The 24567-nt window shown below is 28.0% G+C and carries 22 protein-coding genes and 1 tRNA gene; 11 read left to right on the top strand and 12 right to left on the bottom strand.

What is annotated here, in order from left to right; genetic code table 11:
- Positions 1-12 precede the first annotated feature (12 nt).
- From leuS to rdgB, 6 genes are all read right to left on the bottom strand, one after another.
- Entirely contained in the window at positions 13-2541 is a 2529-nt protein-coding gene (gene leuS / locus K5563_RS01265; protein WP_221037201.1) for a leucine--tRNA ligase, read from the bottom strand.
- 151 nt (positions 2542-2692) lie between these two features.
- Positions 2693-2776, bottom strand: a tRNA-Leu gene (locus tag K5563_RS01260).
- 19 nt (positions 2777-2795) lie between these two features.
- Positions 2796-3404 carry a DedA family protein gene (locus tag K5563_RS01255; protein ID WP_221037200.1) on the bottom strand — a complete coding sequence of 203 codons (609 nt, stop codon included), beginning with the start codon at positions 3402-3404 and terminating at the stop codon, positions 2796-2798.
- 11 nt (positions 3405-3415) lie between these two features.
- Entirely contained in the window at positions 3416-4123 is a 708-nt protein-coding gene (pcsA, locus tag K5563_RS01250) for a phosphatidylcholine synthase (RefSeq protein WP_221037199.1), read from the bottom strand.
- A 3-nt stretch (positions 4124-4126) separates the two neighbouring features.
- Entirely contained in the window at positions 4127-5914 is a 1788-nt protein-coding gene (pepF, locus tag K5563_RS01245; RefSeq protein ID WP_221037198.1) for an oligoendopeptidase F, read from the bottom strand.
- A 136-nt stretch (positions 5915-6050) separates the two neighbouring features.
- Positions 6051-6650: an RdgB/HAM1 family non-canonical purine NTP pyrophosphatase gene (gene rdgB, locus K5563_RS01240; protein ID WP_221037197.1), complete on the bottom strand. Its 600-nt coding sequence runs from the start codon at positions 6648-6650 to the stop codon at positions 6051-6053.
- Between the two features lie 163 nt (positions 6651-6813).
- Between rdgB and K5563_RS01235 the strand changes: the two genes are divergently transcribed.
- Genes K5563_RS01235 through K5563_RS01225 form a run of 3 tightly spaced genes read left to right on the top strand, consistent with a single transcriptional unit; the run spans position 6814 to position 8887 of the window.
- Entirely contained in the window at positions 6814-7839 is a 1026-nt protein-coding gene (locus tag K5563_RS01235) for a M23 family metallopeptidase (protein ID WP_221037196.1), read from the top strand.
- Positions 7840-8403, top strand: coding sequence for a polymer-forming cytoskeletal protein (locus tag K5563_RS01230; protein WP_221037195.1), 564 nt, complete (start codon positions 7840-7842; stop codon positions 8401-8403). It abuts the gene before it with no gap.
- Complete coding sequence (locus K5563_RS01225; protein WP_221037194.1) at positions 8393-8887, top strand: DUF327 family protein; 495 nt, start codon at positions 8393-8395, stop codon at positions 8885-8887. Before K5563_RS01230 ends, K5563_RS01225 begins: the two co-directional genes overlap by 11 nt.
- A gap of 126 nt (positions 8888-9013) precedes the next feature.
- On the opposite strand, the gene K5563_RS01220 is transcribed toward K5563_RS01225, so the two are convergent.
- The 5 genes from K5563_RS01220 to K5563_RS01200 all read right to left on the bottom strand — a co-directional run bounded on the left by K5563_RS01220 (position 9014) and on the right by K5563_RS01200 (position 15448).
- Entirely contained in the window at positions 9014-10576 is a 1563-nt protein-coding gene (locus K5563_RS01220; protein WP_221037193.1) for a glycerol-3-phosphate dehydrogenase/oxidase, read from the bottom strand.
- A 36-nt stretch (positions 10577-10612) separates the two neighbouring features.
- The gene (glpQ, locus tag K5563_RS01215; protein ID WP_221037192.1) at positions 10613-11617 is read right to left on the bottom strand and encodes a glycerophosphodiester phosphodiesterase; all 1005 of its coding nucleotides are present in this window, start codon (positions 11615-11617) and stop codon (positions 10613-10615) included.
- 72 nt (positions 11618-11689) lie between these two features.
- Complete coding sequence (glpT, locus tag K5563_RS01210) at positions 11690-13060, bottom strand: glycerol-3-phosphate transporter (protein WP_221037191.1); 1371 nt, start codon at positions 13058-13060, stop codon at positions 11690-11692.
- A 31-nt stretch (positions 13061-13091) separates the two neighbouring features.
- Positions 13092-14585 (bottom strand): glycerol kinase GlpK, encoded by a 1494-nt coding sequence (glpK, locus tag K5563_RS01205; RefSeq protein ID WP_221037190.1) that lies wholly within the window; start codon positions 14583-14585, stop codon positions 13092-13094.
- A gap of 80 nt (positions 14586-14665) precedes the next feature.
- Complete coding sequence (locus K5563_RS01200; RefSeq protein ID WP_221037742.1) at positions 14666-15448, bottom strand: MIP/aquaporin family protein; 783 nt, start codon at positions 15446-15448, stop codon at positions 14666-14668.
- 842 nt (positions 15449-16290) lie between these two features.
- Here K5563_RS01200 and K5563_RS01195 point away from each other — a divergent pair.
- Together K5563_RS01195 and K5563_RS01190 are read left to right on the top strand one after the other, a co-directional pair.
- The gene (locus tag K5563_RS01195; protein WP_221037189.1) at positions 16291-16896 is read left to right on the top strand and encodes a deoxynucleoside kinase; all 606 of its coding nucleotides are present in this window, start codon (positions 16291-16293) and stop codon (positions 16894-16896) included.
- A 59-nt stretch (positions 16897-16955) separates the two neighbouring features.
- Positions 16956-17726, top strand: a complete 771-nt coding sequence (locus K5563_RS01190) for a hypothetical protein (protein WP_221037188.1) — start codon at positions 16956-16958, stop codon at positions 17724-17726.
- Here the strand turns inward: K5563_RS01190 and lnt are convergent.
- Positions 17693-19246 (bottom strand): apolipoprotein N-acyltransferase, encoded by a 1554-nt coding sequence (lnt, locus tag K5563_RS01185; RefSeq protein WP_221037187.1) that lies wholly within the window; start codon positions 19244-19246, stop codon positions 17693-17695. The two genes, K5563_RS01190 and lnt, sit on opposite strands and share 34 nt — an antisense overlap.
- A 157-nt stretch (positions 19247-19403) precedes the next feature.
- On the opposite strand from lnt, the gene K5563_RS01180 reads away from it, so the two are divergent.
- From K5563_RS01180 to K5563_RS01155, 6 genes are all read left to right on the top strand, one after another.
- Positions 19404-21413 (top strand): tetratricopeptide repeat protein, encoded by a 2010-nt coding sequence (locus K5563_RS01180; protein ID WP_221037741.1) that lies wholly within the window; start codon positions 19404-19406, stop codon positions 21411-21413.
- Between the two features lie 27 nt (positions 21414-21440).
- Positions 21441-22547 carry a redox-regulated ATPase YchF gene (gene ychF, locus K5563_RS01175; protein ID WP_221037186.1) on the top strand — a complete coding sequence of 369 codons (1107 nt, stop codon included), beginning with the start codon at positions 21441-21443 and terminating at the stop codon, positions 22545-22547.
- Between the two features lie 13 nt (positions 22548-22560).
- Positions 22561-23391 carry a hypothetical protein gene (locus K5563_RS01170; protein ID WP_221037185.1) on the top strand — a complete coding sequence of 277 codons (831 nt, stop codon included), beginning with the start codon at positions 22561-22563 and terminating at the stop codon, positions 23389-23391.
- A gap of 69 nt (positions 23392-23460) precedes the next feature.
- Positions 23461-23718 carry a 30S ribosomal protein S20 gene (gene rpsT, locus K5563_RS01165; RefSeq protein ID WP_221037184.1) on the top strand — a complete coding sequence of 86 codons (258 nt, stop codon included), beginning with the start codon at positions 23461-23463 and terminating at the stop codon, positions 23716-23718.
- 11 nt (positions 23719-23729) lie between these two features.
- Complete coding sequence (locus tag K5563_RS01160; protein ID WP_221037183.1) at positions 23730-24056, top strand: HU family DNA-binding protein; 327 nt, start codon at positions 23730-23732, stop codon at positions 24054-24056.
- A 3-nt stretch (positions 24057-24059) separates the two neighbouring features.
- Positions 24060-24467 (top strand): polymer-forming cytoskeletal protein, encoded by a 408-nt coding sequence (locus K5563_RS01155; protein ID WP_221037182.1) that lies wholly within the window; start codon positions 24060-24062, stop codon positions 24465-24467.
- Positions 24468-24567: the final 100 nt, after the last annotated feature.

Below are 24567 nucleotides of genomic sequence, written 5' to 3'. Positions count from 1 at the left end.
TGTTTTACTACTTTATTCTATTACTATATTTATAAGCTTATCTTTGACCGTAATGATCTTTATTATTTTCTTATTTTGTATATTTTGCATAATTTTTTGATTTTTAAGTGCAATGTCTTTAAGAGTTTTTTCATCTGTTTCGTTATTTAGTGTAATTATATCTTTTATTTTTCCATTAATTTGTAATACAATGTCTTTTGTTTCATCAATAATGAGATTTGGATTATATTTAGGCCATTTTGTATTTTTGAATATGCTAGGTTTTTCTTTAATATATTCCCATAATTCTTCTCCTAGATGTGGTGCAAATGGTGAGAGAATAATCGTTAGAGGTTTAAAAATTTCCAAATAATTTTTATTATATTTTAAAAGCTCATTTGTCAATATCATTAATGATGATATTGCAGTGTTAAAACTTAATCTTTCTATATCTTCTGTTACTTTTTTGATTGTTTTGTGAAGTTCAGATATTAATTTTTTTGGTGCTGCTTCTTTTGTTAGTTCTTTGTTTTTTATAGTCCATATTTTGTTTAAAAATCTGAAAATTCCAGCTAATCCTTGTGTATTCCAAGGTTTTGAATCAGTTAAAGGTCCCATGAACATTTCGTATATTCTCATTGAATCTGCGCCATATTCTTTAATTATATTATCTGGATTTATTATATTTTTTAATGATTTTGACATTTTTGCTACTATTTGTTTTAGTTCTTTATTATTTTTTTTGGAAAAAAATTTATTATCTCTTTTCTCGACTTCATCATTGGGAATTAAAATTCCATGCTCGTCTTGATATGCAAATGATGTTATCATACCTTGATTTATGAGTTTTTTGAAAGGTTCTTTTGTGTTAACATATCCTAAATCGTAGAGAACTTTGTGCCAAAATCTTGCGTATAGTAAGTGTAATACTGAGTGCTCTGCACCTCCAATATAAAGGTCAACTGGCATCCAGTAATTAATTTTTTCTTTGCTTGCAAATTCTTTTTCATTATTTGGATCAATGTAACGTAAGTAATACCAGCAGGAACCTGCCCATTGTGGCATTGTGTTTGTTTCTCTTTGATACATTTTTCCATTATGTTCGACATTTACCCAATTTTTTATCCTTGACAAGGGTGATTCGCCTGTGCCTGATGGTTTATAATTTTCTACTTCTGGAAGTGTTAAGGGTAATTGATCTTCTTCTATTGGTATTTCATTTAAATCTTTATCAAGCATAATAGGAATAGGTTCTCCCCAATATCTTTGTCTTGAAAAAATCCAATCTCTAAGTTTGTAATTAACTTTTTTTTCTCCCTTTTTATTTTTAGTAATCCATTCTATTACTTTTGTTTTTACTTCCTCTGTTTTTAGATTATTAAATTCTTGAGGTGTATTAATTGAAATGCCATCTTGAGTGAATGGTTCTGTTAGTATTTCATTTTTTCCTGTTTTAGAGACTACTTGTTTTATTGGTAGATTGTATTTTTTTGCAAAAGAAAAATCTCTTTCATCGTGTGCTGGAACGCCCATTACGGCTCCAGTGCCATAAGTGCCAAGTATATAGCTACATATCCAGATTGGAATTTCTTCTTTAGTTATTGGGTTTATAGCATATGACCCTGTAAATACACCTGTTTTATCTTTCTCAAGAGATGTTCTTTCAAGATCGCTTTTAAGATATTCTTTGTTTTTGTATTCTGAAATCAGTGGTTTAAAATTATCTTTTGTAATTTTGTCTACTATCTTGTTTTCTGGGGCAAGTACTAAGTATGTTGCTCCAAAAATTGTGTCTGGCCTTGTTGTAAATACTTTTATCTTTTCTGTGTTTGATTTGACTGAAAATTCAATTTCGGCTCCTATTGATTTACCAATCCAATTTTTTTGCATTTCTTTAACAGATTCAGGCCAGTCTATGTCTTCAAGATCTCTTATGAGTCTTTCTGCGTATTGTGTGATTTTTAGCATCCATTGTCTTAAAGGTTTTCTTTGTACTTTATGAAATCCTCTCTCCGATCTTGGACCATTGGGAGTTTGAATCACTTCTTCATTAGATAGCACTGTTCCAAGCTCTGGACAGTACCATACAGGTATTTTTTTTGTATAAGCTAGACCTTTTTTATATAATTTTAGGAAAATCCATTGTGTCCATTTATAGTAATTTTCATCATGAGTTTTAATTTCTCTATCCCAATCGTAAGCAAATCCTAGTGCTTTAATTTGTTCTTTAAATCTTTCAATATTTTTTTCAGTTATTTTTTTAGGATGTTCTCCTGTTTGTATAGCATAATTTTCTGCAGGTAATCCAAAACTATCAAATCCTATTGGGTGAAGTACATTAAATCCATTTAATAGTTTATATCTTGTTAATATGTCAGTTGCTGTATAACCTTCAGGGTGACCTACATGAAGTCCATTGGATGAAGGATAGGGAAACATATCTAGAATATAGATTCTTTTCTCTTTAGGAATGTTTGGGTCTTCATTAACTTTATATGTTTTGTTTTGATCCCAGTAATTTTGCCACTTTTTTTCTATTTCTGTAAAATTATACTTAGACATCTAACCCCTCAAGTAAATAGCAATGTTATATTTAAGGTTTATGCTTATAGCATTTTATATTTTATAGTTATTTTACTGAAAAGTAAAATAACTATAAAATGCCTTTTATGATTGACTAAAATTTTAATGTTTTAGATTGATTGCTCAATTATGCTGTGGACTGGACTTGAACCAGCATGGGCATAAGCCCACTAGCCCCTCAAGCTAGCGTGTATACCACTTCCACCACCACAGCGTCATACATATTATATTTGCTATTTTAAAAGTTTGTCAACTTTTTGTGTTTTTTTATTTTTTATAATGTAATTTATTACAAAAATTATTGTGATTGTAATAAATATTATTAGTAATAATATTTTAATTTTAGGTAGTATTATTTTAAATGCCTGACCTATTTTAAAGCTTAATATAAAATAGGTTGTAATTGATAGCATAGCTGCAAAAAAATCAGTTATAAGAAAATGACTAGTGCGCATGTTTCCCATTCCTGCTGACATAAATATTGCATTTCTAATTCCAAATGGAATAAATCTTCCAAAGATTAAGGTTAATTTTCCGTATTTTCCGTAATAGTAATTCATTTTATCTAATAATTTATTTGTTTTTGTTTTTTGTTTAAAAAATTTTTTGGCTAAAAATTTCCCTATATAAAATGAAATTATGTCGCTAATATATGCTCCGCAGAAAATTGCTAAAAATATTGGAATTGTATATTCATTTCTTCGACTCGAAAGCATTCCGCCTATTATTACTATTGCATCTTCAGAAATTGGAATATTAAAGCCAGCAATGATAAGTAGCCCAAAAAATATTATTGGTGAATAAGCGATGTTGAGATCTATAAATTCTAGTATTATATTCATAAAATTTCTCTTTATTTTTTTCTCGTTTTATAATGTAAATATATGCTTAGTAAAATTAAATATGAGCAATAAATAATTATCATTGTTCCATATATATTTAAATAAAGTTCTGTCGTTTTTATAAGTATTGTAGGTATTGCTAGTAAAATAATGATTACTGTTAAAGGAAAGGTTATGTATTTAAATTCTTTATTTTTTGAAGGATAAATGAACTTAATTGGCATAAAGCTAAATATTATACATAATAGTATGATAATTAGATTAGTAATCTGGGTCATTGTGAATATTATGTTAAAGATTATTAGTAGATTCCATAAAGATGGGAAACCTTTAAAATAATCATCACTGGTTTTTGCATCTGTTCTTGAGAATTGGTATGCTGATGAAAATAAAATTCCAATACAAACTATTGTTTTATATTCATTTTCTATGAAATTACTGTAATAAAAAAATATTGTAGGAACAAATGTGTAATTTAAGTAGTCTACTATATTGTCAAGAAGTTCTCCATTTATTGTTGGTATAAATTCTTTTACCTTTAGTCTTCTTGCTAATGTGCCGTCAATACCATCAATTAGGATAGCAAGAATTGTAAGTTTTAATAGCAGATTATAATCTTCATTTATAATAGAAATTATTGAGTAAAGGCCAATTATTAGTCCAAAAGCTGTTAAAATATGTACCGACCAAGCTAAAATTAAGTTTAATTGTTGTTTCAAATTTTACTCCTTTATTGTTATTGAGAATAATTTTTTTACATCCTCTAGACGTTCTTTAAATATGTCAATAGTATTTTTTATTGTTGATTTTAGGCTTAAATCAACACCAGTAACTTTTAGTGATTCTAAAGGGTATTTTGATCCTCCTGTTTTTAGAAATTCTATGTAATTTTTAATAGTATCTTTTTTGTCTTCTTTTATATTTTTATATATTAAAAGAGCAGCTGTAATGCCTGTTGCATATTGATATACGTAAAATGGTGAGTAGAAATGAGGAATCCTAAAACATTCAAGAGAACTCTCTTCTTTAAACTTAAGACTAGGACCAAAGTATTTTTTTAACAAATTTAAATACATGGTTTTTATTGTTTCTTTGACTACTGGTTCGTTTTTATTGATCATGTCATGAATGGCATATTCAAATTCAGCAAACATCGTTTGCCTAAAAAATGTTGCAAGTAAGTCATCAATTTGATTTAGTTTAATATATTTTATTTTTTCATTGTCATTTTCATTTTTGAGCAAATATTCTGCAAGTATTTGTTCATTTAAGGTAGATGCTATTTCTGCTTCGAAAATAGAATATTGATATTGAGGGAATGGATTATTTTTAATGCTGAAATAGGAATGCATGGAGTGTCCAGCTTCATGGGCTAATGTAAACATATCTCTTATTGACTCATCTTTATAATTCATTAATATGTAGGGTTTGCTGTTGTATGAACCTGCACTAAAAGCCCCTGCCGTTTTTCCTTTATTTTCATATTTATCAACCCAACGTTCTTCAAATAGTCCTTTTCTTAGTATTTCGGTATACTCATCGCCTAGTATTTCTAGTGATTTTAAAATTTTGTCACATGCTTCTTTAAAGGAGTGTTTGAATTTAATATCCCTTGTTAAGGGAACATAAACATCGTAATGGTTAAGATATTCTTGTTTTAGTATATGTCTTCTAAATTCGTAATATTCATGAAGTACAAATAAGTTTTCATTAACTGTTTCAATTAAGTTTGTATAAATCTTAGTATCAATATTATTTTGAAAAAGTTGCATTGATATAGTATTTTCAAATTTTCTTGTTTTGGCCAAGAATTTATTTTGATTTATATTAGCAATTAGTAGGTTAGCTAATGTATTTTCATGTTTTTTATATACTTGATAAAATTTTAAAAATGCTTCTCTTCGTATTTCTTGATTCTCATTTTGAAGAAATAAATTGTAAGTAGTATTTGTTAATGGTTTGCCATCGATTTTTCCAAATTCCATGTCTGCATTTGTTAATGCAGAGAATATATCTTCATAAGATGAATGAAGAGATGTATAGTTAGCTAATATCTTTTCTTCGCCTTCATTTAAGATATGTTCTTTGTGTCTTAATATTTTTTCAATTGCTATTTTGTGATTTTTGATTTCTATATCTTCAAGCCATTCTTTGACTTGTTTTGTATCTATTTTTAAGATTTTTGGAATAAAAAATGCTGTAATATTTGATGCATATGTTTCTAAGTTGACATTAATTGCTCTAAGTTCGTTTGAAATTTGATTGGTGACATCTGTTGCCAGTTGAATATGTGTGTAATATGTTGTTCTCTCAAGTTCTTCTTCTATTGTATAATAATCATTTAATGCTTGCTTAAAGATATTTGGATCGAAATCTAATTTTTCATATTTTTTGAAGTTTTGAAGTTTTGATTTTATTTTTTTGACTGTTTCCCTGTATTCGTTGTCATTGTTAAATAGAGAAGATAAATCCCATTTGTCATTTTCATTTATGTTGATTCTGTCTATCATTAAACTTTCTCCTTGAATTTGATATGACATAAATTGTAACTGTAAACAATAATTATTTTAAATGTTTACTTTCGATTTTACAAATTAATGGAAAAATTTGATTTGTATTAAATTGTTACAATTTATTTTTATGGTATTAATCTAAAGATTTCATTAAAAAATTTTTAAATTTGCTGAATGCTATTCCTCTATGGGATATTTTATTTTTTTCTGAAAGACTTAATTCACTAAGTCTTTTATTATTTGTAGTTAAAAATATTGGGTCATATCCAAATCCATTCTTTTTATAATGATTAATATCCATAGCAATTGTTCCGCTAAAGGCACCTTTAAAATTAGTTATAGTTCCATTGATTGAAATATGACTGACTACACATATGAAATATGCAGTTCTATTTTTTTTATTTTTCATTAAATCTATAATAAGCTGATTTTTTTCATTGGTTCCTAATTTTTTTCCTAATTTATGTTGGTCATATCTTTTAGAATAAATTCCAGGCTCAAAATCTAATGCTTCTATGCATAATCCCGAATCTTCGCTAAAAACAGGTTGTTTCCTATCTAATAGTTCAAATAAAGTTTTTGCTTTGAGCAGAGAATTTTCTTTAAAAGTTTTACCTGTCTCTTGTACATTAAAATTTTTAGGAATTTCTATTTTTATATTGGGGATATCTAAAATTTGCTTTACTTCATTTATTTTATTTATATTAGTAGTTGCAAAGAATAATGTTTTCATTGTATATAATAATAAATCATTTACTTTTATTTTTGTATTTTTATTGTATTGATAATGCTATCATTTATAAAAAGTGTTGTAAATATTAATTTGTGGGTTTAAAATGGTTTTTAAGTATTAAAGACTTTTTTTATTAGTCAGTATATGTGCTGAGGGGTTTATTATGATAAAAAAGAGAGGATTCAAAATCATATCTTTTTTTAAGAGATTAGATAAGATCTTTCTTTCAAGTTTTGGTTATTTTTTTAAACTTTTAAATAATATTTATTCTTTTTTCAGGCAAAACGTTAGCTTTATGATTATTCCTCATGTTAAAGGGGATGTTAGAAATATAAAGATTTCTTTTTTGACTTTATTTTTATTTTTTTTATTTTTTCTTTTTATCTTTATAGGGTTTGTTTTGCTTGCTGTTAATTATGTTACTCTTAAATCGATTGTTAATTCTACTGAAAAGAGTTATGCGCTTGCAGAATCTGAGATTGAATATTTTAGAAATACTGTTGTAGAAATTAATTCTGTTGCTAGTAACTTTTCTAAAGTTCTAGATGAACTTAGTACTTCTTTAAAAATCAATGAGAATAATACTAATTTAAATCGCGATAAATTAGAAGGAGACTTTGCAGATTTTATTGATTTGCAATTGCTAGAAGCTAATGCACTTAAAGAGTTAAATGATCTTAAAAATGTTAAGCATACAATAGAAAGGTCAATTTCTCCTCTTAATAGTATAGTGAAATTACTTCATTCCCAAAATAAATTATTAAATGATATTCCTTCGCTTTGGCCGATTTCTAAAGGTAATGGTGTTGTTTCTTTGCACTTTGGACCTGCTATTGAGCCTTTTACTAGGCAATGGTATATCCATAAAGGAATAGATCTTGCAGGAGTAAGGATTGGAACGGCTATTGTCGCAGCTGCTAATGGTGAGGTTGTTAGGGCTAGTTACCAAGGAACAGGTTATGGTAATTTTATTCAAATTAAACATAAATATGGACTCTCCACTCTTTATGCTCATATGTCTCGTTTAAATATTACTAAGGGTTCTTATGTTAAAAAAGGTCAAGTGATTGGTTTACTTGGTCAAACAGGATATTCAACAGGTCCACATCTTCATTATGAGATTCGTATAGGGTCTCAGGTTGTAAATCCTGATATGTATTTAAATTTGGCAGTGGGGGCTTCAAAATAAATGCTTAATCTTTTAAGTATGAAAAAAGATAATAAGAATAAGAAATTTTCATCATCTTTTATTTTCGCAGAGATAAAAACAATTATTGGAAAAGATGATTTTTTTAAAGGAGAAATTGTTTCAAATAATTTTATTAGGATTGATGGTGATTTTTTAGGAACCATTAGTTCTACAAAGAGGGTTATAATTGGAGAAACAGGACGCATTAAGTCAAATATTAATGCAAATGAGATTGTTGTTTCTGGAATTGTTCTTGGAAATGTTTGTGCTAGCAAAAAAATTAAAGTTTTTCAATCAGGATGTATTATTGGAAATATTTCATGTCAGTCTATTGAGGTTGAAGAGGGTGCTATTATTGATGGATATATGAATATTGGCATTGAAAATCTTAGTTTTGCTGAAAAAGATGTGTTAATTTATACTGGTTCTTATAAAGTTAATGAAGATATTTTAATTGAAGTTAATAAGGGAATGGATAGTAAGAAAATATCTAAGGATGTCATTACAGATGATAGTGATAATTATTTATTTAATGGTATAAGCAGCAAGATAGATGAAGATTAATAACTTAGTCGCAGGAGCCTTAAATCTTGATTCAAAGGATTATAAGGCCTCTAAAAAGAAGGTTACTACTAACAGGTTAGGTATTTTTTCTTCTATATTTAAATCTGAGGTTGTCAGACAAGATAAACCTTTTATCTTACTTGAGAATGGTGAATTTAATCTTGAATTAATTAAAGATATGCTAGATGATATTAATGATTTTGGTGAAAAACTATTAAGTGAACCTTCTCGTCAAAATGTGATTTTTTATAAAAAAACTATAGGGGAATTTTTATCTATTATTTTGTCATCTTCTATTTCTATTAAAGAACAAAAAGGTGGAAGTAATGGAGCAATAAAAAGACCTAAATATTCCATTATTAGAATTATTAATGAAAAGCTTGATAAGCTTGCTTATTCTGTTTTGCAAAATCAAATTTCTCAGATTAAACTTTTAAGTAGTCTTGAGGAAATTCAAGGATTACTTGTTAATTTGCTAAGGTAGATGATTTTAAATTGATATTTGATTTTTAAATTTGATATTAAATAATTAGATTATACATATTCAAAATAAATTTTATAATGTATGGGATTATTTTTAATAGGAGGATTACATTGTATCCTCACTTAATTAAACTAAATATTTTTCTGCTATTTCTTTAAAGCTTTTTAGTTGTTCATTTTTCCATTCTTCTGATTTACCAAGTTTATGCATCATAATCTCAGCAACCTTTGGTGCAGCTTCAATTGTGGCTTTTGCGTTTAATAATAGCGATCTTGTTCTTCTTGATAAGATATCTTCAATAGTTTTTGCTTGCTCAAATTGAATAGCAAAGGTTATTTGAGCAGTATTTAATGGCAAGTTTTTATGAATCTTATTGTTGAATTCTTGCATTTTTCTTAAGTATTGAAAATCATTTCCATAAGTTCGAAAGTGTTCAGGTATTTTAAGTGCTTCCTCTTTGTCTATGTATCCGTGTAGTTTTAAATTTTCTGTTATAGAGATTGATTCAGGTAGTAGTTTTTCTTCGATTGCTCTTTTTAAGACTTTTTCAGCCATCTTTCTGTAAGTCGTATATTTGCCTCCGGCAATTGTAATAAGATTTGAATCTGATACGAATATTTTTTCGTTTCTTGATATTTTTGAGGTGTGTTTTATCTTTTTAGGACTTGCGATGAGAGGTCTAATTCCTGCATAAATACTTAAAATATCATTTTTATTTATTTTAATATTTAGGTAATTATTTATGGTATTTATTATAAATTCAATTTCACTTTCTAGACTTTTGGGTTCTTCCTCAATTTTGTCTATTGAAACATCTGTACTTCCACAAATAATACCATTATACCAAGGTACAGAAAATAAAATTCTATTATCACTTGTTTTAGGTATAACCATTGCGCATTCTGTATTTAATTTATCTTTGTTAATTACTATATGTGTTCCTTGGGAAGGTTTTATAATGTTAGTTGTATTGGGATCATCTAATTTTCTAATTTCATCTGAAAAGATTCCTGTTGCATTTATTATACATTTACTATTAATGATAATTTGTTTACCACTTAGTTTATCTTTGATAATGGCACCTGATATTTTTCCATTTTTTTTTGTGAAACTTATAAGTTCTGTATAATTGAATGCCAACCCTCCTTTTTCAGTAAAAGTTCTAAACATGCTTATTGCCATTCTTGAATCATCAAATGAATTGTCATAGTACAAAACAGAGCATTTAAGACCTTTAGTTTTAATATTTGGCATTTTTTTTATTGTCTTGGATTTTGATAATAACTTTGTTTTATACTTAGCTTCTTTATATTTTCCAAGAAGTTTATAGTACCAACTCAAGCCAAGATAGTAGTAGGGAATACTAAAGATATTGTATATGGGTATAATAAATTCAAGCTTTTTAACTAGATGAGGTGCATTTTTTTCAAGTAGAGCCTTCTCATATAATGCTTCTTTTACTAAGGATAAATTAAATTGAGCTAAGTATCTTACACCTCCATGTATTAGTTTAGTCGATCTAGAAGAGGTGCCTTTTGCATAGTCAAATTTTTCAACGAGTAAAGTTTTATATCCTCTTGTAATTGAGTCTATTCCAATGCCAAGGCCAGTTGCTCCTCCCCCAATTATTATTAAGTCAAAATCTTGTTTATCAAGATCTTGTAATTCTTTTGTTTTATTTTTACTCATAAGAATTAAATATTCTCCTTATTAAAATCGATGGTTTTATTTTTTTATGAAATTCACTACTATGTCAGTGAAATCTGTAAATATGCCATCTACTTTTGCTTTATTGAATAATAAATCTAGTAGTTCATGTGCATTGTTAACATATGAAGGTAATTCATCTATCCTAAATGTGTAAGGATGAACTTCTATATTATATTTATGAGCTAAACTTGTAAGTTCTGTTATTTTACCATCAATGATAATTTGGGACATCCAAGCTCCAATTCCGTCAGAATACTTTGCAACTTCAGCCATACCTTCTTCTGATTTGATATATTCATAGTCTGTTGGGGCTTCGTTCCAGTTATTTTCTCCAATAAGCATTATTAATTTTCCTTGGTATCCAAGTTCGTTCCTGATTCTTTTTAATTCATCAAAGTCAAATGTTTGTAGATAAATCTTATCTTCTTTTGATTTGTATCCATATTTATTTAAAATTTCTATTACGATTTTAGAAATATCTTTACCTTGTTGTTTATGCCAGAAGGGTTTTTTAATTTCAGGGTAAATTCCGACATTTTTTCCTGTGCTTTTATTTAGTCCTTGTATAAATTGTATTTCTTCTTCTAATGTTGGAATTTTAAAATTGTATTCATTTAGTGGAAAACGGCTAGGATATATTGGTTTTTGATTTTCAGGATTAAATCTTTCACTAATACTTAGTGATTTAAGTTCAGTTAGTGTAAAGTCGGTAGAGTAATATCGCCCGTTTTCTCTAGCTCGGTTAGGAAATAGTTGTTTAACATTTGTGGTTGTGTCAAGTTCTGGATCATGCATTATAACAGGAATATTGTCCTTTGTTAGCACTATGTCTTGTTCTAAATAATCAGCTCCTAAGGCATAAGCGTATGCTTTAGATTCTAAAGTATGTTCTGGAAGGTATCCGCTAGCACCTCTGTGAGCTATAACTAATGGTGATTTTTTATTTTTACTCATTTTTTCATTAAAGCATGAAATTATGAAAAATATATTAATTGTAAGTATTAATAGTTTTAATTTCATATTTAACTCCTTATATTATATAATTAACAAATTATATAACATATTTATTAGCCTTCTATTTTTAGATAAATTCTATTGTATTTGATTAAATGTCATTAATTTTTTCTCTTTCTTCAAAGTTAGACTTATAAATATTATTGCAAATATACATGAAGCTATTAATAGATAAAAATATGTGTCCCAGCTAAAGTATTGCAATACAAAGCCCGTAATGGCGCTGGCAGTAACAGAACCCCCTATATATCCAAATAGTCCTGTAAATCCCGCTGCTGTGCCTGCAGCTTTTTTTGGTACAAGGTCAAGGGCATGAAGACCAATTAGCATAACAGGACCGTAGATTAAAAATCCTATTATTGCTAATAGAATAATTGTCAATGTTGGATTATTTTCTGGTAACTGCCAATATATAAATATTGTAATAAGAGTAGCAGTGATGAAAATTATTCCGGTTTCTGATCTTCTTCCTTTAAAAATTTTATCAGACATCCATCCGCAAATTATTGTTCCAGGAATAGCTGAAAATTCATAAAGAGAATATGCCCATCCTGAATCTTTTATAGAAAAGTGTTTTACTTGTAAAAGATATGATGGTGCCCAGTCTAGAACACCGTATCTTATAAAATATATGAAAGCATTAGCAATAGCTATATACCATAGCAGTTTGTTATTAAAGACATGGTTGACAAATATTTCTTTTGTGCTGAGTTCTTTTTCTGCATTGTCTGTATAGTTATCAGGATAATCATTTTTGTATTCTTCAATTGGCGGTAAGCCTACAGATTGAGGCGTATCTCTTAGTGTCATTAAAACAAATATTGCAATGCCTATTACTATTCCTGCTGGTACATAAAGTATGGCTTGCCATTCTTGAAAGTGGAGCAAAGCCCAAGAAGATATGATTCCAGTTGTTCCTCCGCCTATATTGTGAGCTAAGTTCCAAGTGGCAACAGTGATGCCCCTTTCTTTTTTGGACCACCAGTGGACTATAGTTCGTCCACATGCAGGCCATCCCATTCCTTGAACCCATCCATTTGCAAACATTAAAATGAACATTAATATTATTGCATTTTTAGTGCTAATTAAGTTCCATGGAAATAATCCAAATATAATGGTAATTACTGCTGTAAGGAATAGTCCTAATGTTAAAAAATATCTAGGATTACTTCGATCCGATACATTTCCCATAATAAATTTAGAAAATCCATATGCAATTGAAACTCCAGATAAAATTATTCCTAATTGACCTTTGCTGAAACCTTCTTTTTCAAGTTCTGGCATAATGAAAGCAAAGATTTTTCTTGTTAAATAGAATCCAGCATATCCAATAAAGATTGAAATGAATATTTGAAGTCTTAGTTTTCTATATAGGGAATCTTGTATTTTTTTATTTACTTGATTTTTCATATGAGGTTCTGGTTTTAGAAAATCAAACAATTTTTTCATAATTAAATATCTCCATTGCATGTATTAAATATTATTGAATCCAAGCCTTTGCTCTTTCAATTGCTTTATTCCAGTTATAAATTATATCTTCTCGTTTGCTTTTTTCCATGGAAGGTTCAAATATTTTACCTGATTTCCAAAGGTTTGTAATTTCTTGGACACTTGTCCAGTATCCAACAGCAAGTCCTGCCAGATAAGCTGCGCCAAGAGCAGTAGTTTCAGTTATTTTTGGTCTAACAACATTGCATTGTAGAATATCAGCTTGGAATTGCATAAGCATATTATTTGTGCTAGCTCCTCCATCAACTCTTAATTCTTTGATTGTAAATCCTTGAATGGAGTTTTTCATTTCAGTTAGTACGTCAAAGCTTTGCAGGGCAATGCTTTCAAGAGCAGCCCTTGTTATATGTTGTTTTGTTGAGCTTCGTGTAATCCCAATAATCATTCCTCTAGCGTAAGAATCCCAATGAGGTGTTCCAAGTCCTACAAATGCCGGTACGAAATAAATACCTCCATTATCATTTACTGAAGCGGCTAGTGCCTCTGAATCAGCACTTTTTCTAAATAGTTCTAAATTGTCTCTCAACCATTGAATTACAGCCCCTCCAATAAAAACACTTCCCTCAAAAACATACGTCATTATATTTTGTTTAGCCCATGCAATTGATGTTAAAATTTTTTGTTTATTATTAATAATAGCTTTTTGTCCTATATTGACGGTTAAAAAGCATCCAGTTCCATATGTATTTTTAGCCATTCCTTTTTGAAGACATGCTTGTCCAAATGTTGCTGCAAACTGGTCTCCTGAAATTCCTGAAATAATGACTTCTGTTCCTAATATGGAAGCATCAGTTTTACCATATATCTCAGAACTTTGTTTAACTGTAGGTAAAATTGATTTTGGGATATCTAATATTTGTAGTAGCTCATCATCCCATTCAAGTGATTTAATATTGAAAAGAATAGTTCTTGATGCGTTAGAATAATCTGTAATATGTAATTTACCTTTAGTAAGATTCCAGATTATCCAGCTGTCTATTGTTCCAAAACATAGTTCTCCTTTTGCCGCGCATTCTCTTGCTCCTGCAACATTGTCTAATATCCATTTTATTTTTGTACCGCTAAAGTAAGAATCTAATACAAGTCCTGTTTTTTGTAAGATAATTTTATCTTTTTCTTTTGCTTTTAATTCCTCGCAAAATTGTGCTGTCCTTCTATCTTGCCAGACTATTGCGTTGTAAATTGGACTTCCTGTGTGTCTGTTCCAGATAATGGTAGTTTCTCTTTGATTTGTAATGCCAATGGCTGCAATTTCATTAGGAAAAGCTCTTGCATTTGCTAAAGCTTCTGTTATTACTCCTAATTGAGAACTCCATATTTCATTTGGATTATGTTCAACCCAACTTGGATATGGATAAATTTGTGAAAATTCTTTTTGTGCTAATCCTTTTATATTAGCATTCTTGTCAAATATTATAGCTCTTGAACTTGTCGTACCTTGGTCAATAGATAAAATGTATTTCATAGTAACTTTTCTCCTTCTTCAATATTATTAATAACTAAATCATGCTAGTTGTTTATATAAATTATTTTGATTGTTGTTTGTTAATCTTTCAAAGTAAACTTTTCATCTTTGTCTGATAAAATAAATTCATAAACTATGGCTCCTAAGATTGCACCAATTATTGGTCCTAATATAGGAATCATAAATACATTTATTTCATCAAAACCGTGGTTTTGAAAACCAGTGAGTAGTAATAGTATTCTTGGCCCTAAATCTCTTGCTGGATTAATAGCATAACCATTCATTCCCCCAAAGCTTATTCCAATAGATAAAACTATTGCTCCAATAATAAGAGGAAAAATTAGCTTTCGACAAGCTTCCTTGACAAAGTTTCCAACAACTAAAATTAAAAGCATTAGTAAAAATGTTCCAAATATCTGGTCAATAAATCCAGACCAAAAACCAGGCACAGCAGGAAAAGTTGACATTATACCGTGGGTAGTTTCAAATGCAGGATCTATTTCTATCCATTTAGGGTAAAATACAATTAGTGTCATTAGAGCTCCAGAAAATGCTCCAAGCATTTGTGCTAAAATGTAATGAAAAAGTTTTGACATTGGGAATCTACCAATAATAGCTAATCCAATACTCACAGCAGGATTAAGATGTGCACCACTAATTCTTGCAGATGTATAAACTCCAAATGTTACACCTAATCCCCATCCAAGTACTATATTGGTATAGCCTCCTTTTATTATTTCTCCATCTATGGGTGGATTTGATGGGAATAAGACTGTCATTGCTACAGAACCTGTTCCAAGGGCTAGAAGAATAAATGTTCCTAAAAATTCTGCAAAAAATTCCTTAAATCGTGTACAACAAATCATAATTTTAACCTCCTTGTATTACAAAAACTTAATTTGAAATTAACTTTTTAAAATATCTATAGTATTTAATTAAATTTATTGTTTCTTTGATAAGTCTGTGTGTTTATTGCCAAAACAATATTTTTAATGTTATAAGATGTTTTTATAGTTTTCCATTTGATTTTACTTCATAATATCTTTTCTAATATGTATTAATATACTTAAATTATTAAGCTTATTGTCAAATTCACGATTTCATTTAAGCATTTTTGTTTTTGCTAAGTATTATTTTTTCTTTTATACGTCAATTGAGATGTTTACTATCTTAAATTTTGATCTATTTAAAACAATAGGCATTGAAATATAAAAGAAAAAAATTCTGATTCGTAGATATGTTTGCCAATGGTGACCGTTACCTTTTTTATATTTAGTATAATCAATAATTATGATTCATTTTATATGAATTATGGCATTTAATTAATGCTTTTATTTTATTGATATTTTTTGTTGTAGCAGTAGATTTTTCTTACCTCCCTTTACTAGTTGATTAATTTATTTTTTTAGTAATTTTTTTAATTACTATCAGATAATGTTTTTTTCTTATCCAAATTGATTAAGACGGAGTTGATGTCCATTTACGTTCTCCTGAGCATAGAATTGAAGAATATAAAATCGTTTGACCTACTAAAAATTTTATTTTTTATTTCTATTAATGTCAATGGTTTAAAAAATTCTAATTTCAATACTATTGCATTCTTTTTTTAAACGTTTTTTACTTGATATTGTATGTTTTTATATGTTTAAATAATCTTATTTTGAATTGGCTATTGATATTGTTTATAAATTTTGGAGGCACAAGTTTGGTAATTGTAATTGAAGGTTTAATTGGAGTAGGAAAAACTACGCTTGGTCATTTTTTGTCTAGTGAATTTAATATTCCTTTTTACACTGAATTGAATAATGAATTCACATTAAAAATGTTAGATAAATTTTATAAGGATAAGTCCAGGTGGGCTTTTTCAATCCAGATTAATTTCTTAAATGAGAGATTTAAGCTTATAAAGGATATATGTAGAACTAAAGGAGGAATACTTGATAGGTCTATTTATGGTGATCGTGTGTTTGCTTCTCTTTTAAATGAGAATGGATATATTTCTGATGATGAATATATGATATACCTTGATTTGCTTAGTAATATGCTGGAGCATTCTCAAAAACCTGTATTGATGATTTATCTTGATTGTAGTGTGGATGAAGCTGAGCGTCGTATTAAAAATAGAAATAGAAATTTTGAGACAGATATTTCTAGAGATTATCTTCAAGACCTTAATGAAAAATATTTAAGTTGGTATGATAATTATGATTTGTCTCCAAAATTGAGATTTAATTACGATAATATTAATATTTTTGATGATATACATAAAAGCAAAATTATTGCTTTTATTAAAGATAAACTTATAATATAATTGCTTATAAACTTGATATTTGTTTTTTTGAGTATGAATAGATTTTATTGGAGGTTAGCATGAAAAAATTGGTGTTATTGTTTTTATTTATTTCTTTTGTTTTTATAAATTTATTTGCAGAAAATGCTTCTTTGGTTGATGATAGGCAAAAAGAACTTGCTATTTTTTATTATGAAGTTGGACAAAGATATATTAATGTGGGAAAAGTTAAAAAGGGGCGAAGTTTTCAAAAAAAAGCTTTGGAAATTTATCCAAAATTAAAAGAAGAAGTTAATCTTAAGATTGCTGTAAAAGAAATTGATTCTAAAATTAAATTAGAAGGTGAGCCTAGTTATCTTGCATTTGATGATATTAAGCTTGATGATATTCCAGGAATAACTCATGACAAGATTGAAATTAATGAAGTAACAAATGCCCCTAAGATAGAATACATTGCAAATGTAGAACGAGAGAAACATAAAGAACAGGCAGTTAAATTTCAGTTTAATAAATTTGTAAGAGCTCTTCTTTTGCAGAATGTTGATTTATTTAATTCCGTTATATCTGATGAGATTAAAGTTTTAGGAAAAGTTAAGTCCAAGGATGATTTTATTGCAAGTTTAAAGGTTAATTCAGGGTATATTTCTGAGGAAGATTTAAATTATCTTGCATTTGATGATTTTTATGACTTCAAGTCTTTAAGTATTATAAAAGATACCGATAATTCTTATATTGTTAAAGTTAAGGCTAAGAGGAATGATTTTACTAAGAAAATCCCATTTTGGACAGATATTCAGACTTTATCTTTTATAAAACATTATGATAAATGGCTACTTTCTTCAATAAAGTAGGCTCTTAATGTCATAATTACAATCATTATTGCTAAAATATATACAAATAATTCCCCTATATATTCATATATTGTTGTGAATCTTGGGGATAATTTTATTTTTGATGTTAGGTATCCTTCTTTAAATGTTTCTAAACTTTTAACATTTTCTCCATATTCATTTATTATAGCGGTTATTCCAGAGTTTGTAGTTCTAACGGTTTTAATTCCATTTTCTATACTTCTAAATTTGGCTACTACAAAGTGTTGCCATTCTGATGAATTTGTATTTGACCAAGAGTCATTTGAGAAATTTAATAATAGGTTTGCACCTTGTCTTTTATAATTTCTTGCAAGGTCTGGAAATGCGTCATCATAGCATATTAATAGGGCCAAATTGAATTTTTTTAGTTTAAAGATTTCAAGTTTATTTCCATTGATGTTTGCTTGGATATTAAAGTTTTCATAAAAGAATTTTCTTACGGGTTCGTAGTTATCAAATGGTATTTTTTCTGCAAATGGAACTAAAAATATTTTAGAATATATATTTGCTATTTGGAGATTAGGTTTTATTACATAAACTGAATTTTCATGTGTTAGTAACTTTCTGTTTACATTTGAAGGTGATCCAATAATAAAATGAGCTTTATTGTTGATTATTAGTTCATTTATTGAATCATATAATTTAAGTAATTCTTCGTTATAATAATAGGTATTATTATTTCTATAAGAGTCAAATGGTAAATTTAATACTCCTTCACTCCAAAGTACAAGTTCTGTATCTGGATATTTTTTTAAAGCTTGTTTTGTAAGTTTAATAGATTTTTTAATTTCTGCTTTATGATTGCTAGTCCAAGGAGCACCATTTAGTTGTATGGCTGCAATGTTTAGAGTGTCTATTTCTTTTTTTAAAATTGGATTTAGTTCTATTTTTTTAATGATTCCGTAAGCAAAAGATGTACTTACAAGTAGGATACAAAGCAAAAGGCTTAATGTGTTTATTTTGTTTTGTTCTACAAAAAAATTTGCAAGTCCCGCATTAAGAAAGTAAACAATAAAGCATACAAAAAACACTCCAAAAATGTCGGCTACTTGTATAAGTTCATTAAAGTTATTGACCATGAAAGCTGAAAATCCCCAAGGGTATGCACCAAATCCGATTGATTTAGCATAATCATAGAATGTGAAAAGTATAGCTAAGGTTAATGTTTTATTTTTGAAAGCATTTAATGAATAACATAATAAATATCCCAGAACTAACGAGTGAAGAGTATAACCTGATACTGCTCCTAAAAATGTAAGTAGTCCAAATGCTTTAAAAAATGCAAGCCAAAAATTTTGTAGACTATTAGCTATTAAGAAGTAAAAGATTGTTAAATAAATAATAGTTTTTTTATCTTTTGTTTTTATTAATGCAATGAAGAGTGGTATATATCCAATTAACCCAATAATTGAATATCCCATATTTTCTATTTCATTTGGAATTGCTAGAGTTGTAAGAATTCCTGAAAAAGCAGCTAGACAAAAATATTTTGTTTTCATTTACCCTCTTTTTTTTATCTATATTATACTATGTAAATGTTTGTATATTAATATCACAGATATTAATATACAAACATTTACATAGTATAATATAGATAATATGTTTTGTTTAATAATGTCAAATTTTTATAGTGTTTGCTTAATTATGAAGAGAATAATTTTAATTTTTAATATAATTATTTTGTTTTTTGGAAATGCATTGATTTTAAATGCTCAGGGTATAGTTACCAAAAAGGATGCTCAAGAAGAATTGCGATGGGCACTTAATTCTTATAATGATGGACTTTATGATGATGCTCTTTTGTCTTTTAAAAAACTTTTAAGTTTTGACCCAAACAATCTTGATTATCATTTTTGGATAGGTAATGTTTATTATAGATTAGGATATGTTGAGGAAGCTTTAATGGAATGGCGGAATTTACAATTCAAGGGGTATAAAGTAGCCTATCTTAGACAATTAATATCTACAATTGAGCAAAGAAGAGGTATATCATTGAATAATGAACTTGATGTTGATAACTTTATTCAAGTTGCTTTTCTTGATAATTCTATTTACAGGCGGCCAAATGGATATCAAATTACATCTTTGAAAGCCAATCAATATGGTGGATATTATGCTGTTAATTTTGTAGGAAATGAAATATTACATTTTGATGCTAATAATAATATTAATGTTCTGGTTAAAGATGGAATAACTTCTTTAAGATCACCTTATGATATGATTGAGCTTGGAAAATTACTATATGTAACACTATATTCAAATGATGAGATTGGAATATATGATAAAACTTTTGGTATTAAAAGGGGTTCAATTGGGAAAAAAGGCACTGAAGCTGGCGAATTGCTTGCACCACAGTATATGACAGTTGATGAGAGAAATTATATTTATGTTAGTGAATGGGGTAATAAGAGGATAAGTAAATTTGATGTTAAGGGTAATTTTATTTTGTATTTTGGCTTTAAAACTGTTGGATATCCTGGACTCTTGGGCCCTACTGGTATTACATATTTAAATGGTAATATTTATGTAGCTGATTCTCCAAAAAATTCTATTGAGGTTTTTGATACTAGTGGTAATCATTTATATTCTATTGCAACTTCTCTTGAATCAATAGAAGGACTTAGCAGTGATTTTACAGGGAATAATATTATTATATCTTCAAAGTATGGTGTTTATAAGTATAGTGTTTTAAGAAAGACATTTGTTAAACTTTTAAAAGCAGATAAGATTGATTCTAAAATTTCATCTTCAATCATTGATGTTAATAATCAAGTTATTGTTTCAGACTTTGATAATGCTCATATTTCAATTTATAAGACTGATTCTAGTATTTATGATAGTCTTAATGTTGATGTACGTCGAGTCATTAGGCTTGAGAATTCTAAAATTTATGTTGAACTTAATGTTAGCAACAGAAGTGGTTTGCCAGTTGTTGGTCTTAAGAGTGAAAATTTTTCAATTGCTAATGAGAGATATTATATCGTTAAGCCTAAAATAGCTTATGATATTAATACTTCTTATGATATGAATATTGCAATTGTTTTTGATAAATCTTTTGCTATGAAAAATTATGAGTCAGAACAGATTATGGGTATCAATACCCTTCTAAAATATAGAAAAAATAAGAAGTTTAGTTTTATAAATGCAACAAGTGTACCTTTGGTAGATAATATTGATAGTTTAATGAGTACTATACATAAGACCAATTCCCTTGGAAATTATGATTCAAGCTATGTAAAGACGGATGTTAGTCTTAAACTTGCAGGTTCTGAACTTATGTCTAATAGCTCAAGAAGGTCTGTTATTTATTTTAGTAACGGAAATTTAGGCAGTTCTTCTTTTAATAGATATTCTATAGACACTATTTTAAGTTATTATAAGAATAATGATATTCGATTTTATTTAATATTATTTGGCAATAATCCTATTGATCCTAAATTGCAATATTTAACAAATGAAACTGGAGGTGCGGTTATTCCTTTTTCATCTTATGATGGAGTGTCTAAGGTCTATGATTTAATTATGATGCAAAAAACAGGTACTTATGTGCTTGAGTATAATTATTCAGGGCCCCAAGAGGAGCCTAATGGGTATTACAATTTGTCTGTTGAAGTAAATTTTAATCAGCAGATAGGTAGAGGTGAATTTGCTTATTTGGCTAATTAAATTTTATTATTTTATGGAGTTTTATTTATGGCACTTAATGTAGGAATAGTGGGGTTGCCGAATGTTGGCAAATCTACTTTATTTTCGTCCTTAACAGCATCTAAGTCAGAAATTGCTAATTATCCTTTTTGTACTATTGATCCCAATGTAGGTATAGTTGAAATTCCTGATGATAGGCTTTTAGAAATTGCTAATTTTGTTGAATCAAAAAAAATTATTCCTGCTGTAATAGAATTTGTTGACATTGCAGGTCTTGTGAAGGGAGCTTCTAAGGGAGAGGGACTTGGTAATAAATTTTTGGCAAATATTAGAGAGGTTTCCATTATTGTACATGTTGTTAGATGTTTTGAAGATAAAGATGTAATTCATGTTGATGGAAATGTGAATCCACAAAGAGATATAAATACAATTAATACAGAATTATGTCTTGCTGATCTTGATACTGTGCAGAAAAGCATTGTAAAAAATGAAAGAAATGTAAAAAGTTCTGATAAAAAGATTAGTGAAAATGCAAAAATGATTGTTTCAATGCTTAAGAATCTTGAACGTCACTTGATAGATGTTAGACCAGCGATTGAATTTGAGTTTGATAAATTTGGTTATGATTTTATCAAATCTTTAAATCTTTTGACTATTAAAAAGGTTATATATGTGTGTAATGTTGATGAAAATTCTCTTTCTGGTAATAAATATACAGATATTGTAAAAGATATAGCTTGCAGTGAAGGTAATGATTATTTAATTCTATGTGCTAAAATTGAGGCAGAACTTGTTGAAATTGATGATTTAAGTGAAAGAATGGCAATGCTTGAGTCTATGGGAATAACTGTTAGTGGTCTTAGCAATTTGATACGAAAAACTTATTATGCTTTAGGATTAAGAACCTATTTTACTGCGGGTGTGCAAGAAGTTAGAGCTTGGACTTTTCAAGATGGAATGAAAGCGCCTGAAGCTGCAGGTATAATTCACAGTGATTTTCAAAGAGGTTTTATTAAAGCAGAAGTGTATTCATTTAATGATTTAGTTGAATTTCAAGGTGTTCAGGGTGTAAAAGAGAAAGGTCGTCTTAGGCTTGAGGGTAAAGATTATGTGGTTCAAGATGGTGATATAATTTTCTTTAAATTTAATGTTTAATTATAACAATAATATGAATGAGTTATTGTTTTATAAAGTTAGATTGATTTCTATTTTTTTTCTTAATGTTATTTTTTCTATATTTTATTTATTCATGTATGGTAATGTCTTTGGTATTTTTATACTTTTTTTAATGTTGATAAACATTTTTGTGATAATTTCTTATTTGCGATATTTTTATGAAATTGATTTTGAAGAAAACAAAATTTTTTATAGAAAATATTTCCCTAAAATAAATTTTAATTTTAATGATATAGTATGGATTGAAAAAAGATTACTAGACAATGTATTAATTTTAGGTTTAAATAATGGACTGAAAATAAAAGTTTATTTTTTATTAAGAAACGAGTATTTAAACGATCTTTTTAGGAAGCTTAAAAGTATAAGGAGTGATCTATTTATTGTAGATACACAAGAACTTCCAAGAAAGTATTATATATCAAGTATTTATTTAATGGTTTATTTAAGTCGAATTTTGACTAGTATTTTTATTTACTACGTTTCCTTTGATAGCATAATAATATTTTTGTTTATTTTATTTATTGATATTAAGGTTTTAATAGGGGATATTTTATCTATTAAGGATTTAGTTATTTTTTATGAGTTTAGAGAAGATTCTGTTTATGAAAGAAAAATTTTTTCTAAACGAGAATATTTTTATAAATTTTTTAACAATATTTTTGTTAAAAATTCTGAATTAAATACAAATGGTTATTTGTCTTTTATTTATAGTTGTAATGATAAACAAAAGAAAGTATACATTAATGATAAAAAAATGTCTTATTCGATGTTCAAGGTGTTTAATTATGTAAATAGATATTGTAAAGAGTATTCTTGTTCTTAATATATGATTGACTATATTGTGATTAGTTGATATATTTAATATGATGCTTGCTGCATTAAGGAGTTTAATTTGGGAAATAATCCATCAGCATTGAAGAGAGCTAGACAAAATGTAAAGCGGAATTTGAGGAATGTAAGTGTTAAGAGTGAATTAAAAACAATAGAGAAGCGTTGTTTAAATTTAATAAGGGAAGCAAAAAAAGAAGAAGCATCAGAATTTTTTAAGTTTGTTGCAAAAAAGTTGGATACCGCTGCTAGAAAGAAGATAATCCATAAAAATAAAGCTGCACGTAAAAAGTCAAGTTTGAGCATTTTATTATTGCGATAAGGAATTAGTTTATGTCTTTTCCAAGAAGACCCAAAGTTACTAAATCAAATATTATTGATCAAATATCCTTAAATATGAAAAATAGTAGTGAAAAGTTAGAAAAAAAATACATCAGGCTTGTGGTCGATGCTTTTTTTGAAGAACTTAAGAATAGTCTTTGTCTGAATAACGTCATAGAGTTTAGGTCTTTTGGGACATTTGAGCTTAGGAAAAGAAAAGGTCGAAAGAATGCTCGTAATCCTCAAACAGGTGAGTATGTAAGCGTTGATGATCATCATGTGGCTTATTTTCGTCCAGGCAAGGATTTAAAAGAACGAGTATGGAGCATTAAAGGATAGTTAATGCCTGTTAATGTTAGGGATTCTTATAAATGGGATTGCAAATTAGATGCAAGCTTGATTTTCAGAGGAAAGTTAAAGTTTGAAGGGGCTTTATATCTTGATTCATCTTTTGAGGGTGAAATATTTTCAAGAACTGGAGTGCTTTGTATAGGAAAGAATAGTAAAGTTATTACAAATGTAGTAATTTGCGATACATTAATTGTTGAGGGAATTTTAAAGGGAAATGTTAATGTTAGTAATAAGGTTTATTTAAGTAGTGGTTGCAAGATATATGGCGATGTTAAGACAAAAAAGATATTTATTAATGATAATATAGTCTTTGATGGTAAATGTGAAATGATTAAATCTACTGAAAGCATAGATTTATTCTCTTTTACAGTGTCACAAATAAAAGATACTTTTCAATGAATTAATGCCTGAGTGATTTATTTCTAATGATTAAGATTTATAAATAATCATTATTAAGTACTAATTTTAGTAAAATACCCTTCTTAAAAATTTATCTCGT

It is taken from the genome of Borrelia sp. HM, from assembly GCF_019669085.1.
Classification (GTDB): Bacteria; Spirochaetota; Spirochaetia; order Borreliales; family Borreliaceae; genus Borrelia.
This window is presented reverse-complemented; position numbering and strand designations above follow the sequence as displayed.

What these genes read in the sequence shown, in the direction of transcription:
- K5563_RS01235 (WP_221037196.1), top strand. Translation starts at nt 6,814, where the DNA reads ATGATAAAAAAGAGAGGATTCAAAATCATATCTTTTTTTAAGAGATTA.
- glpQ (WP_221037192.1), bottom strand. Translation starts at nt 11,617, where the DNA reads ATGAAATTAAAACTATTAATACTTACAATTAATATATTTTTCATAATT.
- pepF (WP_221037198.1), bottom strand. Translation starts at nt 5,914, where the DNA reads ATGATAGACAGAATCAACATAAATGAAAATGACAAATGGGATTTATCT.
- rdgB (WP_221037197.1), bottom strand. Translation starts at nt 6,650, where the DNA reads ATGAAAACATTATTCTTTGCAACTACTAATATAAATAAAATAAATGAA.
- glpT (WP_221037191.1), bottom strand. Translation starts at nt 13,060, where the DNA reads ATGAAAAAATTGTTTGATTTTCTAAAACCAGAACCTCATATGAAAAAT.
- K5563_RS01220 (WP_221037193.1), bottom strand. Translation starts at nt 10,576, where the DNA reads ATGAGTAAAAATAAAACAAAAGAATTACAAGATCTTGATAAACAAGAT.
- K5563_RS01255 (WP_221037200.1), bottom strand. Translation starts at nt 3,404, where the DNA reads ATGAATATAATACTAGAATTTATAGATCTCAACATCGCTTATTCACCA.
- K5563_RS01230 (WP_221037195.1), top strand. Translation starts at nt 7,840, where the DNA reads ATGCTTAATCTTTTAAGTATGAAAAAAGATAATAAGAATAAGAAATTT.
- K5563_RS01155 (WP_221037182.1), top strand. Translation starts at nt 24,060, where the DNA reads ATGCCTGTTAATGTTAGGGATTCTTATAAATGGGATTGCAAATTAGAT.
- K5563_RS01170 (WP_221037185.1), top strand. Translation starts at nt 22,561, where the DNA reads ATGAATGAGTTATTGTTTTATAAAGTTAGATTGATTTCTATTTTTTTT.
- leuS (WP_221037201.1), bottom strand. Translation starts at nt 2,541, where the DNA reads ATGTCTAAGTATAATTTTACAGAAATAGAAAAAAAGTGGCAAAATTAC.
- glpK (WP_221037190.1), bottom strand. Translation starts at nt 14,585, where the DNA reads ATGAAATACATTTTATCTATTGACCAAGGTACGACAAGTTCAAGAGCT.
- K5563_RS01160 (WP_221037183.1), top strand. Translation starts at nt 23,730, where the DNA reads ATGTCTTTTCCAAGAAGACCCAAAGTTACTAAATCAAATATTATTGAT.
- lnt (WP_221037187.1), bottom strand. Translation starts at nt 19,246, where the DNA reads ATGAAAACAAAATATTTTTGTCTAGCTGCTTTTTCAGGAATTCTTACA.
- K5563_RS01190 (WP_221037188.1), top strand. Translation starts at nt 16,956, where the DNA reads ATGAAAAAATTGGTGTTATTGTTTTTATTTATTTCTTTTGTTTTTATA.
- K5563_RS01225 (WP_221037194.1), top strand. Translation starts at nt 8,393, where the DNA reads ATGAAGATTAATAACTTAGTCGCAGGAGCCTTAAATCTTGATTCAAAG.
- ychF (WP_221037186.1), top strand. Translation starts at nt 21,441, where the DNA reads ATGGCACTTAATGTAGGAATAGTGGGGTTGCCGAATGTTGGCAAATCT.